The organism is Luteibacter flocculans (assembly GCF_023612255.1).
Taxonomy (GTDB): Bacteria; Pseudomonadota; Gammaproteobacteria; order Xanthomonadales; family Rhodanobacteraceae; genus Luteibacter; species Luteibacter flocculans.
On sequence record NZ_CP063231.1, the window covers coordinates 1,170,564 to 1,185,588 of the forward strand.

12 protein-coding genes are annotated in these 15,025 nt (G+C 65.4%); 8 read left to right on the forward strand and 4 right to left on the reverse strand.

Annotated features, from left to right (window positions below):
• Positions 1–40 precede the first annotated feature (40 nt).
• Positions 41–997 (forward strand): prolyl aminopeptidase, encoded by a 957-nt coding sequence (gene pip / locus IM816_RS05050; protein WP_250340020.1) that lies wholly within the window; start codon positions 41–43, stop codon positions 995–997.
• Positions 998–1,200: 203 nt separating this feature from the next.
• On the opposite strand, the gene IM816_RS05055 is transcribed toward pip, so the two are convergent.
• The 4 genes from IM816_RS05055 to IM816_RS05070 form a co-directional block, all read right to left on the reverse strand.
• Positions 1,201–3,939 (reverse strand): lamin tail domain-containing protein, encoded by a 2,739-nt coding sequence (locus tag IM816_RS05055; RefSeq protein WP_250340021.1) that lies wholly within the window; start codon positions 3,937–3,939, stop codon positions 1,201–1,203.
• Between the two features lie 204 nt (positions 3,940–4,143).
• A complete protein-coding gene (upp, locus tag IM816_RS05060) occupies positions 4,144–4,782 on the reverse strand; it encodes a uracil phosphoribosyltransferase (RefSeq protein WP_072322984.1) in 639 nt (212 codons plus the stop codon).
• Positions 4,783–4,901: 119 nt separating this feature from the next.
• On the reverse strand, positions 4,902–5,213 hold the full coding sequence (locus IM816_RS05065) for a PsiF family protein (protein WP_250340022.1): 312 nt from the start codon (positions 5,211–5,213) through the stop codon (positions 4,902–4,904).
• Between the two features lie 118 nt (positions 5,214–5,331).
• Positions 5,332–6,831 (reverse strand): aminotransferase class III-fold pyridoxal phosphate-dependent enzyme, encoded by a 1,500-nt coding sequence (locus IM816_RS05070; protein WP_250340023.1) that lies wholly within the window; start codon positions 6,829–6,831, stop codon positions 5,332–5,334.
• Positions 6,832–7,047: 216 nt separating this feature from the next.
• On the opposite strand from IM816_RS05070, the gene IM816_RS05075 reads away from it, so the two are divergent.
• From IM816_RS05075 to IM816_RS05105, 7 genes are all read left to right on the forward strand, one after another.
• Positions 7,048–7,959 (forward strand): ABC transporter ATP-binding protein, encoded by a 912-nt coding sequence (locus IM816_RS05075; RefSeq protein WP_250340024.1) that lies wholly within the window; start codon positions 7,048–7,050, stop codon positions 7,957–7,959.
• Positions 7,956–8,735 (forward strand): ABC transporter permease, encoded by a 780-nt coding sequence (locus IM816_RS05080; RefSeq protein ID WP_250340025.1) that lies wholly within the window; start codon positions 7,956–7,958, stop codon positions 8,733–8,735. Before IM816_RS05075 ends, IM816_RS05080 begins: the two co-directional genes overlap by 4 nt.
• Before the next feature lie 6 nt (positions 8,736–8,741).
• Positions 8,742–9,965 carry a sensor histidine kinase gene (locus IM816_RS05085; RefSeq protein WP_250340026.1) on the forward strand — a complete coding sequence of 408 codons (1,224 nt, stop codon included), beginning with the start codon at positions 8,742–8,744 and terminating at the stop codon, positions 9,963–9,965.
• A gap of 38 nt (positions 9,966–10,003) precedes the next feature.
• Positions 10,004–11,101, forward strand: coding sequence for a sensor histidine kinase (locus IM816_RS05090; protein ID WP_250340027.1), 1,098 nt, complete (start codon positions 10,004–10,006; stop codon positions 11,099–11,101).
• Positions 11,098–11,700, forward strand: a complete 603-nt coding sequence (locus IM816_RS05095) for a response regulator transcription factor (protein ID WP_072322991.1) — start codon at positions 11,098–11,100, stop codon at positions 11,698–11,700. The genes IM816_RS05090 and IM816_RS05095 overlap by 4 nt, the downstream gene beginning before the upstream one ends.
• A gap of 85 nt (positions 11,701–11,785) precedes the next feature.
• The gene (queA, locus tag IM816_RS05100) at positions 11,786–12,835 is read left to right on the forward strand and encodes a tRNA preQ1(34) S-adenosylmethionine ribosyltransferase-isomerase QueA (RefSeq protein WP_250340028.1); all 1,050 of its coding nucleotides are present in this window, start codon (positions 11,786–11,788) and stop codon (positions 12,833–12,835) included.
• 555 nt (positions 12,836–13,390) lie between these two features.
• Positions 13,391–14,998: a ShlB/FhaC/HecB family hemolysin secretion/activation protein gene (locus tag IM816_RS05105; RefSeq protein WP_250340029.1), complete on the forward strand. Its 1,608-nt coding sequence runs from the start codon at positions 13,391–13,393 to the stop codon at positions 14,996–14,998.
• Positions 14,999–15,025: the final 27 nt, after the last annotated feature.

Here is a 15,025-nt window from a genome sequence, read left to right on the forward strand (position 1 = left end):
CCGCTAGCCTTGACGGTCTCCCTCCCCAGGAACCCGCCTCATGGCCCAGGACGCTCCCGACCTCTACCCCGCGATCGAGCCGTACGACAGCGGCATGCTACAGGTCTCGCCGCTGCACACGCTGTACTACGAGCAGAGCGGCAATCCGCAGGGCAAGCCGGTGGTGTTTCTGCACGGTGGCCCGGGCGGTGGCACGAATCCGCGCTGCCGGCGTTTCTTCGATCCGGCGAAGTACCGCATCGTGCTGTTCGACCAGCGCGGTTGCGGCCAGTCCACGCCGCACGCGGAACTCACCGACAACACCACCTGGGATCTCGTCGCCGACATCGAGCGGGTGCGCGAGCACCTCGGCATCGATCGCTGGCAGGTCTTCGGCGGCTCGTGGGGCTCCACGCTGGCGCTGGCCTATGCCGAGACGCATCCCGAACGCACCACGGAACTCGTACTGCGTGGCATCTTCATGCTGCGTCGCTCGGAGCTGGAATGGTTCTACCAGTCAGGCTGCGACCAGCTCTATCCGGACGCCTGGGAAACCTATCTGTCGGCGATTCCGCAGGCGGAGCACGGCGATCTCATCAGTGCCTACCACCGCCGGCTGACCAGTACGGACGCTGCGACGCGCGTAGCAGCGGCAAGGGCGTGGTCGGTGTGGGAGGCGGCGACAAGCTATCTCTATCAAGACCCCGGCCACATCGCATCCAGCGGTGAGGACGAGTTCGCGCTGGCCTTCGCGCGCATCGAATGCCACTACTTCGTCAACGCAGGCTTCTTCGAGGTCGACGGTCAACTGCTGCGCGACGTGCATCGCATCCGGCACATTCCTACCGTGATCGTGCAAGGTCGTTATGACGTGGTGTGTCCGGTGCGCAGCGCGTGGGATCTGCACCGCGCATTCCCCGAAGCCGACCTGCGCATCGTGCAGGACGCGGGGCATTCGGCATTCGAGCCGGGCATCGCGCGCGAACTGGTGAAGGCCACGGATCGCTTCGCGGGGTAAGCCAGACACAGGTGGGAGCTTGCCTGTGGGAACTAGCTGGTGGGAGCCAGCCTGCTGGCGATGGGAGCTTGCCTTGGGGCTACACCGCTCTGTTGGCTTATCGCCACTAGAGTGGCTCCCACCAATGCTTCCAGCCGTGCTCTCACCGCTAGGCCGGCTCCCGTAGAAAAAGGGGGGCCGTAGAGGCCCCCCCCCCCTTAACATCAGAGCAGAATCGTCGGCAGCGCCAGCATGTCCACCACGAAACCGTCGTGGTCGGACGAACCCATGGCCTTCTGCACGCCGGTCGCCTTCGCTGCATCGTCCAGCGTCTGTACCGGTGCGTCGAGGTTACCGCGACCGTACTTCATCTGCAGGAACAGGCCGCGCGCAATCGTGTTCAACAGCGCGTGGTCGAGCACCTGATGCGTCGGTACCTGACGCGGCGCCTGGCCCTGGATGTTGCCGAAGTTCTCCGTGAAGAGGAACGAGTAACGGTCCTGCGTAGGCACGGAATCCACGGCGTTCCACAGCGTGGGCTTCACGATGTTCGTGCCGAGCTTCAGCAGGTTCTGGCTGTCGTCGTACTTGCCGGAGATAAGGCCGACCACGTCGGTGAAGCCATCCGTGAACTGATAGGCGTTGAAGTCGCCCACCACCAACAGCGGCGCGAGGCGGTTCTTCCGGTCGGTCTGGAGGGCCTGCACCTGCGTCGCCAGCGACTTGGCCTGGAGGAAGCGCTTCTGCCGATCGCGCTCCGCCGTGGTGCCCGTCTTGTCGACGTTCTGGCGTGCCTTCGGATGCACCGCAATCACGTTGATGCGCATCCGACCCACGATCGATGGCACTTCCGCCGTCAGCAACAGCGGCGGATGGTCGTGTACGAACGCCGTCTGGCCCTGATCCTGCCAGGTCTCGTCGGCACCAAGCTGACGTACGTCGAGTACGCGCACGCGATCCGTCCGCACCAGGAAGCCGACGTTGATACCGCTGGGATCATGCCCCGGCTGCAGGAACGCTTCGTACTGGACCGGGTAATCGTCGCCGAGCTGCTTCGCGAGTCCCTGCAGCACCTGCAAGCTCTTCACTTCCTCCACCGAGAGGATGTCCGGCAGTTTCAGCACGCCACCGATGTACGCCGAGAGACGTTCGGTCTTCAGCTTCACCTGGTCCGCCGTCGGTTCGGTATCGCCGCCGCTGCAGGTAAAGGTGGTGTTGAATTCCGTGTCGCAGAAGCGCTCGGTGTTGAAGGCACCGACACGCACCGCGTAGAACGGACGCGGATCGACGGCACGCGGCAAGGTCGCCGCTTTCTTGATGGTGAACGAGGTCGGGATGAACGTGTACGCGCCGAACGCGTAGGAGATCACACCTTCCGCGCGGAACGTGGTGCCGGCGTTGAACGGCGTGTTGGGTGCCACGGCACCGAAGTCGGCCGTGTTCATCTTGAACACCTGCGGGTTACCCGACCAGTTCGGCAGGTTCACGCCGTCCGGCACGGGCACCGTGTAACGCACGCCCGGTTCGCGCAGCGAGCGCTTGCCGTTGGCGGTGACGTACACCTCGGCAAACGGTTCGTTGCTGAAACGCAGGTTGCCGGTCGTGATCATGCCGTTGTCGATCGACACGCGCATGCCCACGTAGCACTGGAAGTTCGTGTCGCCGCACGAGAGTGCGTTCGGATCCGATGAAGGCACGTTGTTGCCGAAAACCACAGGCTTCGGCAGACGCGCGCCGTGCATGGTCGTGGTGATCGACGCGTTCTTCAGTTCCGGCAGGTTGAAGTAGTTGTCCACCGTGGCCTCGACGTCCACGAGGTCGCCCGTCTTCACGGTCGGGGCGCTGCTGGTGAAGACATAGATGCCGTTGGAGGTCAGACGATCGTCATCCGCGCGATTGTCCGGCGTCTGCATCGTGAAGCCCGCCGGTCCGACGGCCGTCACCACGTTGCCGTGCGTCGCTACGCGCTTGCCGACCAGCGGCGAGACCTGACCGCGGCCCGTGATCTGCCAGATCTCGGCGGCAATGGGAATCTCGTTGAGGATCGCGCCGATCGCGGAGGACTTCGCGATACGGACATCCCCACCCGTCGCATTCGACAGGTTGACGCGGAACGCCTTGTCCGGGCCCGCGGCCTTCGCACCATGCACGGTGACATTGACCGTGGTGCTGGTGCTGCCGGCCGGAATGGTCAGTGTCGTATCGACGGCATCGTAATCGCCGGCTGCCACGGTCGCCGTGTCGTCGGCGGTCACCGCGTGCACGGAAACGTCCGCCTGTGCCGGCTGGCTCAGCGTGACCGTGAACGGCATCTGCTGGTCGTCGGCGTTGCGCACGCTGACGGTGGCATCGGCGATCGACAGGCTGAGGCCCATCACGGCGCAGGGCGATGCACTCGAACGCGGAGCGGTCGGGGCGACCTTCACCCAATCGGCCGCATTGTTGCCGGTGGACTGCGGCAGGCCTGAGCCGTCAGTCTTGCGGCCGTAGCCCTGATCCTGGTTCGCGCTGCCGAGGCTGGCGAGCGGCGTGCCGAGCTTGTACGCGGAGCCGGCGCTGAGGCCGACCTGGTCGATGATCGTGCCCGAGGCATCGAGCATGGCGAGGCCGCCGTCATCGGTAACGCCGGTGGAATACTTCAGATCCGGCGTCACGCTACCCGAGTAACCGGAGCTGGCACCGTTGGCGAGCAAGAGGAAGCAGCCCGGCGCCACGGTGGTGCCCGCAGGAAGGGTGAAGCGCGTGCCGGTCGTGCCGCTCGCGTTGGAGGCGTTGAGCTTGTAGCCCGACACGTCCAGCGGGGCGCTGCCGGTGTTCTGCAGTTCCACGAATTCATCGTTGCCACCCGCGGGGCCGCGGACGCGGAACTGGGTGATGGATAGATCGGCCGCCTGTAGCGGAAGCACGGCGGAGAGTCCTGCCAGCGCTGCCCACAGGGCGCGCCGTGACGTAGTCGAACGCATTCGAATGTCCCCTCGATCGAGTCGATTGTTGATGTGCGACTCGAAAGCGCCGCGCATCCCCTGCGTGACGTTCCCCCTGTCGAGCCCACCCGCGGAGTGTGCCGCAAATTTATGACAGAGGAATGTGACCGACCCGCCGAGACCCGCGCCGAGGGTAGGGCGCGGGCGGCTTCTCAGCCGGGCGCGAGACGCCCGGTGGCCGTTTCAGGCCGATTTCTGCTTGGTGCCGAAGATCTTGTCACCGGCGTCGCCCAGACCCGGCAGGATGTAGCCGAGTTCGTTGAGCCGGTCGTCGATGGAGGCAACGTAGATCTCGATGTCCGGATGCGCCGCCTCGATGCGCTTGAGGCCTTCCGGCGCTGCGACGAGGAACAGGCCCTTGATCTTCTTCGCGCCCGCCGCCTTCAGCATGTCCACGGTGGCGACCAGGGTGCCGGCGGTCGCCAGCATCGGATCGACGATGATCGCCGTGCGCTCATCCATGCCGCCGCTGAGCTTTTCGTAGTACGCCACCGGTTCCAGGGTTTCCTCATCGCGCTGAAGGCCCACGACGCTGACCTTTGCGGCGGGGATCATTTCCAGCACGCCCGTGAGCATGCCCAGCCCTGCACGCAGAATCGGCACGATGGTGACCTTCTTGCCCTTGATGTGCGTGACTTCGACGGGGCCCGCCCATCCGTCGATCGTCTTGCACTCGGTTTCCATGTCTGCCGTGGCCTCGTAGGTCAGCAGCGCTGCGACTTCGGAGGCAAGCTCGCGGAACTCCTTCGTGCTGATATCGGCGCGGCGCATGAGGCCGAGCTTGTGCTGGATGAGGGGGTGGCGGACTTCGACGATCTTCATGGGCACACTTCGTTCGGCGGTGACGATGCATTGTCGCATTGGCGCGACGCAAACGGCATGCGCTGCGGCGAGGCGTCAGAGCCTCGCCGCAGGTGGCGAAACGCATGGGAAGCGAGGCGTCAGCCCTTGAGGCACGTGCTCATGAACTGCTTGCGTTCGTCGCCCTTGAGGCTCTTTGCCGAGGCGTCCTTGTTGCAGGATTTCATCTTGTCCTGCTGAGAGGTCTTCGCAGGCGCTTCGCCCTTCAAGCAACTGCTCATAAAGGTCTTGCGCTCGTCGCCCTTCTTACCGGCGGCCTGCGTGTTGCATGTGCTCATGCGCTGCTGCTGCGGCGTGAGCTCTTTCTTGGCGGGGGTCTGTGGCGCGGCGACGGTAGCCGCGGCGAAGACGAGGAGGGAGACGGCGGCAAGGACACGAATCTGCGTACGCATGGCGAACCCCTACGTGACGCCGGTGAATCCGGCCGCTGGAGCTTACCGCGATCCGGCGCGTGCTTCTGCGAACCACGCGCCGGGAGAGCCGGGGCCGCTCAGGGCCCCGGCAACCGTATCAGGCGGCCTTGGTCGATTCCGCGCGGCGCGGACCGGCGGTGAGTGCGTGGCGGATCTCTTCGACGATCAGGTCCACTTCGGCGCTGGTCACGCGGAAGTGCGGCGTGAAGCGGAGCGAATTGGCACCGCCGTGGATGACGCCCACGCCGCGCTCGCGCATGTACTCCTCGGTCGAGCCTTCGCCGTAGCACTTGAATTCCGGGGCCAGCTCGCAAGAGAACAACAGGCCGGTGCCCTGCACCTTGGTGATGAGGCCGCCGAGTTCACCCTTCAGAATCTCGATCTTCTTCAGGAACTCCTGCCCGCGCTCACGGATGTTGCGGCGAACCTCGTCGGTCAGCTCGGCCAGCGTCGCCACGGCGACGTCGAGCGCACGCGGGTTCGCAGTCATCGTGTTGCCGTAGATGCCCTTGCGATAGAGACCCGCCACGCGGTCCGTCACTGCCAGCACCGAAAGCGGGTACTGGCCGGCGTTGAGCGCCTTGGAGAAGGTCTCCATGTCCGGCGCTTCGAGTGCTTCGAAACCGGGGTAATCCACGATCGAGAGCACGCCATGCGCGCGCAGGCCGGCCTGGATGGAATCGACCAGCAACAGCGTGCCGTGCTCGCGGGTAAGTTCGCGCGCCGCCGCATAGAACTCCGGTGTCAAGGCGCGACCCGGATCGCCTTCGCCCATCACCGGCTCGAGGAACATCGCCTCGATGAACCAGCCCTGCCGGTCGGCTTCGGCGAACGCGGCCTTCAACTGCGCCACGTTGTACGGCTCGACGGTGATCAGGGTGTCTTCGTTGCGGAAGCTGGCGAGGTGCTGCTGATAGTTGCGACGCGAGGAATCGGAGTAGAGCGCCGGGCGCTCGGTGCGACCGTGGAACGCGCCCTTGACCGCCAGGCGCTTGATCGTGCGGCCCGCGTGGCGTGCGCCCGGATCGGTCATCAAGCGCGCATTGACGTCGGCAATGCGGCCGGCGAGCGTGACCGACTCGGAACCGGAATTGAGGCAGAGGAAATGCGAATAGGGGCTGCCGCCGCGCGTATGACCGAGTTCCTTCCGCAGCGCGTTCGAGAGACGCAGCTGCGAAACGTTAGCGGTCATCACGTTGGCCATGACCTGCGGTCGCGCCATCGCTTCGAGCACGTGCTCCGGATTGTGGCCGAAGCCGAGCATGCCGTAGCCGCCATCGTCGTGGAGCACCGCGCCCTTGAGCGTCACCACCCACGGACCGCGCGCAGAGGCGGGGAGATACGGATTCACGCCGTCGTCGGGATAGAAATTGACGAGACCCGCCTGCACACGCTTGATCTGCTCGGCTTCGTCCAGGCGAAGCAGGTCGGCCATGTCCTCGCGTAGGGCGCGGTGATAGGCCACGGCTTCTTCGATGGCGCGCACCAGCAGCGGGTCGGTGGCGGCGAAGCGGACGATGACGTCGTCGGGCAGGCCCCGGGTGCGCGGCGAACCGCCAAAGTCGCGCAACTCACGCAGAAGACCGATAACGTCCATAGACCCACTCCTCGTACTGGATGACGCGGCACTGGTGCGAAACGATCCCTTAAGAGGCCGCTAAGTATCTATATGTAAAGGGATTATTTTCCCAGCATAGCACGCGGGTTTTGGCCGCGTAACCCCCGGGTGACGCTTGTCACATCCGCACAATGACGCAAACGACTGCCGCCAATGGGTTGCGAACGAATATGTTGCGTCGCAAGGAGGGGACCCATGAACCAAGACACGCAAATCGCACGGCTCCAGAACGTCCGCAAGCGCTACGGCGCGGTGACCGCGCTCGACGGTATCGACCTCGAAGTGCACCGCGGTGAGGTGCTGGCGCTGCTGGGCCCGAACGGCGCCGGCAAGAGCACCAGCATCGCGATGCTGCTGGGACTGCAACGCCCCGACGTCGGATCGGCGACCTTGTTCGACAAGGACCCGCAGGCGATCGAGGCCCGCCGACGCATCGGCGTCATGCTGCAGTCGGCGACCCTGCCGGCCACACTGAAAGTCGGCGAGTTGATCCGCCTCACCGCCAGTTATTACCCGCAGCCCCGGTCGCTCATGGCGTGCGCCGAACTTGCCGGCGTGGTCGATCTGCTCGGTCGGCAGTACGGCGGGCTGTCCGGCGGCCAGCAGCGCCGTGTGCAGTTCGCGATGGCGATGGTCGGGGGCCCGGACATCCTGTTTCTGGACGAGCCCACGGTCGGCATGGATATCGATGCCCGCCAGTCGTTGTGGGCCGCGATCCGGCACATGGTCTCGGAGGGGTGCGCCGTGGTCTTGACTACGCACTACCTCGAAGAGGCGGAGGCGCTCGCCGATCGCGTCTGCGTCGTCGCTGCCGGAAAAGTGGTGTCGCAAGGCACGGTCGATGCGCTGCGAGCGCAGGTGGCCCTGCGCAAGATCCGCTGCGTCACCTCCGTGAGCGAAACCGTCATATCGAGTTGGGAGGGTGTCGCTTCCATCGAAATCCACCACGGCCGCAAGGTCATCGCCACCGCCGACGCCGAAGGCGTCGTGAGAAAGCTGCTCGCTGCCGACTACGCGCTTTCCGAACTCGAAGTGCAGCGCGCCGGCCTCGCCGAAGCGTTCCAGGAAATCACCCGCAGCACCGACACCGCGAAGGAGGCCGCATGACCACGATCGATAGCGTCGCCACGCCCGTCATGACCACGACGCAGGTCATCAACGCCTATATGCAAGAGGCCCGCGCCGAGTGCCTGCGCTACCTGCGCAATCCGGGTTTCCTTCTACCGACCCTACTGTTCCCGTCGGTGTTCTACCTGATGTTCGGCATCTTCCTTGCGCACGCGAACAGTGCGGACGCGCCACGTTATCTGCTGGCGTCGTACGGCACGTTCGGCGTCATGGCACCGGGCTTGTTCGGCTTCGGCGTGTCGCTGGCGCTGGAACGCGACACGGGCCTGCTCACCTTGAAGCGCGCGCTGCCGATGCCGCCCGGCGCGTATCTGCTGGGCAAGATGTGCATGGCGCTCCTGGTCGCGGCCATCGTGGCTGTGCTGCTCCTGTGCATGGCGATCTTCCTGGCGGGCGTGCACCTTCCCGCCTCGCGCATCGGTGCGTTCTTCGTGGTGGAGGTACTGGGCGTGCTGCCGTTCGTCGCGCTCGGCCTGCTGTTGGGCACGCTGGTGAAGGGGCAGGGCGCGCCGGGCATCGTCAACCTCGTCTACCTGCCCATGGCGTTCCTGTCGGGCCTGTGGTTCCCGTTGTCGGTCATGCCGTCGTTCCTGCAATCGATCGCGCCGATCTGGCCGGCCTACCATCTCGACCAGCTGGCGCTCTCCGCGGTGGGCCTCGGCCAGGGGCGGGAAGGGATGCATGTGGCGGCGCTCCTTGGCTACACCGTGGTCTTCGTGACCATCGCCGCGCGTCGCCTGCGCCGCTACGGTTGAAGTAGCATGACTGCACGTCTCTCCACGGATACACCCATGTCGCTCTCGTGGTTCAAGCCGACCCCGGACTCGCTCTGGAACCGCTTCCGCGACCGACCGAGGCAGCGCATCTCTGGTCTGCTCAACCTGGTGTGGGCGGTGTATGTCTTCGGGGACCTCATCTTCGCCAATGAGCTGGGCCCTGGGTGGGGCCTGGCCACGGCCTTATCGTTTCCGATCTTCCTGCTGCTCTACGCGGCGGCGTATATCCGTCCGCTTCGTCACGTAACCTGGTATGCCGGTGCGGTGGCGTTGCTTTCGTATGCCACGTTGAAGTTCAACCACACCGGCGGCGCGTCGTACATCATCTACGCCTGCGCCATGCTCGGATTCGAAGGCCAGCCTAAGAAATGCTTCGTCGGCATGGCCACCGTCGTTGGCGGCTTCGTCGCCGTGACGTATCTCATGATGGACTGGTCTCTCGCCGTCGTTGCCATGATGTCCTTCATCGCCCTGTCGGTGGGAACGGTGAACGTGGTGTATCGCTTCAACGCGCAGCGCGACGTGGAACTCAAACTCTCTCACGATGAGGTCCGGCGTCTGGCCGCGACGGCGGAGCGCGAGCGCATAGGCCGCGATCTTCACGATCTGCTGGGTCATACGCTTTCCCTGATTACGTTGAAGCTCGAATTGTCGCGCCGCCTGTTCGATCGCGACGCCGACGCCGCCCGTCGCGAAATCGAGGAAGCGGAGCAGGTCGCGCGACACGCACTGGCCGAGGTACGTTCGGCCGTCACCGGCATACGCGCCTCCGGTGTCGTGGCCGAACTGGCTTCCGCGCGTCTGCTCCTGACTGCCTCGATGATCGATTTCGTCTACCGCGCAGACGTACCCGAGCTTCCGCCGCGGGTCGACAACGAGCTTGCCCTCGTGCTGCGCGAAGCCGTGACGAACATTCATCGCCACGCTGGTGCCACGTTTGCCGAGGCGACCGTCAGCATGGACGATCGCGCTTGCACGATGACCATCGTGGACAATGGCCGCGGCCTCGCGAACGGTGAGGGCAACGGCATCTGCGGCATGCGTGAACGTGTGCGTACCCTCGGCGGCACGCTGGCCTTCGAGTCCGCGGCGCAGAAGGGCACCGTCGTGCGCATCCATGTGCCGCTCGTACCCGCCGACCGGCTCCCGCCCGTTGATACGCGGCAGGACGAGTCGCTGCCTTCCGAACGCGACAGGCTGGCCTCGTGATCCGTATTCCGTCGCCGCACAGGGACTCACTTCTTGGAGTGCTCCGCTCGCCGGTCTATCTGCGCTGGCAGGCCGGCCTGCAGGTGTTCTGGCTGATCGCGCTGATCCAGGCACCGCTTGCCTTAAGGGGCTTCCAGTGGGACTGGATGGCGCCGACGCTCGCTTCCCTTCCCGTTTATCTCGTGTGCTACGTCGCGGTGTACACGGCACCCGTGGCCCGCCTTCCGTTCAATGCGATCGCCATTAGCGCGCTCGGTTTCGTCCTGTGGCCCGTCAACCCGCTCGCGCTTGGGTATGTGGTCATCGGTGTCACCTTGCTGGCTTACTCGAATCGTCCGCGCCTGTGGTTGGGTGGCGTCGCGGTCGCCACACTCGTGACGCTTGTCTGGCGATATGCCTTCGACGTGCCGCTGGTGCACGTGGCCGTCGTTTTCGGTGCGGGGCTGGCGGCGGGCTTCAGCAATTATCTTTACGTACGCGGCGCACGCCGCGACGCTGAGCTGCGCCTGTCGCAGTCGGAAGTGCGGCGGCTCGCCACGCTGGCGGAACGCGAGCGCATCGGACGCGATCTGCACGATCTGCTGGGTCACACGCTGTCGCTCATCACCTTGAAATCCGAACTGGCGAAGCGGCTTGCCCTGGACGATCCATCGCGGGCACGGCAAGAAATGGAAGAAGTGGAGCGCGTCGCCCGGCATACGCTGGCGGAAGTGCGTAGCGCGGTCACCGGCCTGCGGGCCGGCGATCTTTCCAGCGAACTGGTGTCGGCCCGCTTGATGCTGGAATCGTCCGGTATCGCTTTCACCGCGGAACTGCCCGCCGAACTCGAGCTGCCAGAGCAGACCGAAGCCACGCTGTGCCTCGTGCTGCGCGAGGCTGTCACCAACATCCACCGTCATTCGCGCGCCACGGAGGCGCGCGTTGTCATCGCCCGGAACGGGCAGGAGTTTTCGATGCGTATCACGGACAACGGCTGCGGCGGTCTCGCGGCGCACGGTAATGGCGTTTCCGGCATGCGTGAGCGCATGCGCCAGATCGGCGGCCGCCTCGCCATCGATTCCCCTGCACGACACGGCACGGCTTTGGAGATCGGGGTGCCTTTCGCGGCGACTCATCGCATGGAGCGCCGCGCATGATCCGCGTGCTGCTGGCAGAGGACCAGGCCATGGTGCGCGGCGCGCTGTCTGCGCTGCTCAACCTCGAATCGGACATCGAGGTCCTGGGATCGGCTGCTGACGGTGAAACCGCGTGGCGCGAGCTGCAACGGCTGAAGCCCGATGTGCTGGTGACCGACATCGAAATGCCCGGCCTCACCGGTCTGGAGCTCGCCCAGCGGATACGCCGCCACGAGATGCCGATCAAGGTCATCATCGTGACCACGTTTGCGCGCCCAGGCTTTTTGCGCCGTGCGTTGGATGCCGGCGTCGGTGGGTATCTGTTGAAGGATGCTCCCGCGGAAAACCTCGCCGAGGCACTGCGCACGGTGCATCGCGGCGGTCGTGCCATCGATCCGCAGCTCGCGCTCGAAGCCTGGTCGGACGCCGACCCGCTCAACGATCGCGAACGCCAGGTGCTGCGTCTGGCGGGCGAGGGTCAGTCCGCCAGCGATATCGGCGCTCAGTTGAATCTCTCGCACGGCACCGTCCGCAACTACCTTTCCGAGGCCATCGGCAAACTCGGTGCGGCGAATCGCATCGAGGCCTATCGTCTCGCCAGGCAGAAGGGCTGGCTCTAGTCCCCAAGCGACACCGGAGGCGCCGTCGCCTCCGGTGCCGGGGATCGGCGATAATCCGCCATCCACCGCTTTCCCCGGCCGTACCGTGAAGAAATCCGATTTCGACTTCGACCTGCCGCCCGAGCTGATTGCGCAGGCGCCGCTGGCTCGCCGTTCCGCGAGCCGGCTGCTGGTGCTCGACGTTGACGCGCAGAGCAAGCAGGACCGTCAGTTCAGCGACCTGCCGGAGATGCTGCAACCGGGCGATCTCCTGATCTTCAACGACACGCGTGTGCTGCCCGCACGACTCTACGGCCGCAAGGAATCCGGCGGTGCCGTGGAAATCCTCATCGAGCGCGTTACGGGTGCGCACGAGGCGCGCGCGCAACTGGGCGTGAGCAAGAAGCCCAAGGAAGGCGGGCGCATCGAACTCGCTGACGGCAGCATGGTGACGGTGCTGGGTCGCGAGGGCGAGTTCTTCCTGCTCCGCTTCGATATCGACGAGCCGCTGGAACGTCTTTTGTCGCGCCTCGGCGAAATGCCGCTGCCGCCGTACATCGAACGCGGTGCCGGCGAAGCCGACAAGGAGCGTTATCAGACCGTGTTCGCGCGCGAGCCCGGCGCCGTCGCAGCGCCGACAGCCGGCCTGCACTTCGACGAGGAATTGCTCGAACGCCTGCGCGCACGCGGAGTGGAAACGGGTTACGTCACCTTGCACGTGGGCGCAGGCACGTTCCAGCCGATGCGCGCGGACGACGTCCGCGACCACGTCATGCATCGCGAGTGGCTCAACGTCGGCGCGGCGCTTGTCGAGAAGATCCGCGCGACACGTGCCGCCGGAGGTCGCGTCGTTGCCGTGGGAACCACCGTGGTGCGCGCACTGGAAAGCGCCACGGTCGAGGGCGTGCTGCGCCCCTTTGCCGGCGAAACCCAGATCTTCATCTTCCCCGGCTACAAGATCACGAGCATCGACGCACTGATCACCAACTTCCACCTGCCGCAATCCACGCTGCTGATGTTGGTCTCGGCGCTGGCAGGCAAGGAGGCCATCCTCGACGCCTACCGCCACGCCGTGCAACAACGCTACCGTTTCTTCTCCTATGGCGACGCGATGCTGATCCTTCCGCCGAAGCAGAACGTTTCCGCAAATCCCTAGCGGCGATCTTCTGGGAGCCGCCATGGCGGAGAGGGGAAGCTTGCCGGTGGGAGTCAGCCTGCTGGCGATGGGAACTTGCCTCATGGCTACACCGCTTCGTTGGCATATCGCCACTAGAGTGGCTCCCACCTATCTTCATAGCCTTTCGGAAGCTGCCGGTGGGAGCCAGCCTGCTGGCGATGGGAACCTGCCTCATGGCTTCGTCGCTTCGTTGGCTTCTCGCCGCTATAGCGGCTCCCACATGCGGCAGGCATGTTGGCTTATCGCCGCCATGGCGACTACCGAGACCTACGAAGCAGACCCTCATAGGACTACCGCGAGGCAAGACCAGCGCGGACTGCCCGAATGTCCGCGAAGAACCTAAAGTTTCCGCGTCACCTGCCGATTAGGGGCACTTGAAGAGCCGGGCCGCGGCACCCGAGAGTGTTCCCGCGCGCCCTTGAACCAGGACGGTTAGGAGTACCAGGACTAATGAGGGTTACAGGGGAGAGCCGTTGGCGCACAACGGTCTGCGCGCTCGCGTCGCTGCTTGCATTAGGTGTCGGCGGCGCGGCGATGGCGCAGCAGAGCACGCTCGACAAGCAGGAACAGTTGCGTCGCGCTCAGCAGCTTGATGAGAAGGAGGAGGCGCGCCGTGACGCGCCCTTCCAGCCCGGACAACCCGCACCGGCCGAGCGGCTCGATGCGCCGTTGCCGAAGGACACCCCTTGCTTTCCGCTGCAGAGCCTTCGCCTCGAAGGCGCCCGCGTGGCGGATTTCGCCTGGGCGCAGCGCTATCTCGATCGCTTCGTCGGCCAGTGCGTGGGCCGGAACGGGCTGGAAGCCTTGCAGCGCCGTCTGTCCAACCTGGTGATCGCGCGCGGCTTCGTCACCACCCGCGTGGGCGTGCCGGCGCAGGACATTTCCAACGGTCAACTGCGCATGCTGCTGGTGCCCGGCATCCTGCGCCGTATCCGCTTCGCCGCCGGCTCGCCGGAACTCGACTGGCGTACGGCCTTCCCGATCCGCGAAGGCGATCTGCTCAATCTCCATGCGATCGAGCAGGGGCTCGAGCAGCTCAAGCGCGTGCCGTCGCAAGACGTGACGATGGACATCGCGCCCGCCGAGAAAGTGGGCGAGTCCGATGTGGTGCTGACCGTTCACACCACGCGTCGTTGGCACGTGGTGGTGGATACGAGCGACGCTGGCCTCAAGGGGACGGGGCGCAACCAGGGCAACCTCAACGTCTCGTACGACAACCCGCTCGGGCTCAACGACCTGTTCTCGATCGGCGCGGGCCACGCCTTGTTCACGCACGCTGACGGTGGCAGCACGTTCAGCGAGAACGCGACATACAGCATCCCCTGGGGCTGGTGGACCTTCAGCGGGTCGATCTCCACCTACCGCTACCGGCAGTGGATCGAAGGTTTCCAGAGTCGATTCCGTTCCACCGGCACGTCCACGTCGAGCGACATCACCGTGCAGCGTCTGTTGACCCGCGGCACGTCGAGCAAGACTTCGCTGGAAATGCGGCTGGCCGGACGCAGCGCGCACAGCTACATCCAGGGCGTGGAAGTCGGCATCCAGCGCCAACGTGTCGCCAGTGCGGAGCTGGCCCTGGTGCATCGCCACTACATCGGTCAGGCGCAGCTCGACGCGCGCCTGGGCTACCAGCGCGGCACGCCATGGTTCGGCAGCCAGTGGAACGGTTACGACCCATCCATTGGATTTCCGACCAATCGCTACGGGCTGACCACGCTCGATCTGTCGCTGAGCCAGCCTTTGAAGCTGGGTACGCACCAGGCGATCTGGGACAGCAGCCTGCGCGTGCAGCGCTCCACCGACCATCTTCCCGCCGCCGAACTCATCACGATCGGCGGGCGCTACTCGGTGCGCGGCTATGACGGCGAGCAGACGCTCGCTGGCGAACGCGGCGCCTACCTGCGCAACACGCTCACGTTGCCGCTGGGCGTGTTGGCGCCTTACCTCGGCGTGGACGTCGGTCGCGTCTCCGGACCATCCACGCAGGCAGGGCATCGCCAGTTGACCGGCGGCGTCATCGGCTTGCGTGGCAGCTACAGCGGCTTGAGCTGGGATCTCTTTGCGGGGCGGCGGATCCATGCGCCGCGCGGCTTCGACACCGCACACCCGACCACGGGCTTCCAGTTGATCTACCAGTACTGAATACGGGCAGGGGTACCGGCGCGGTGC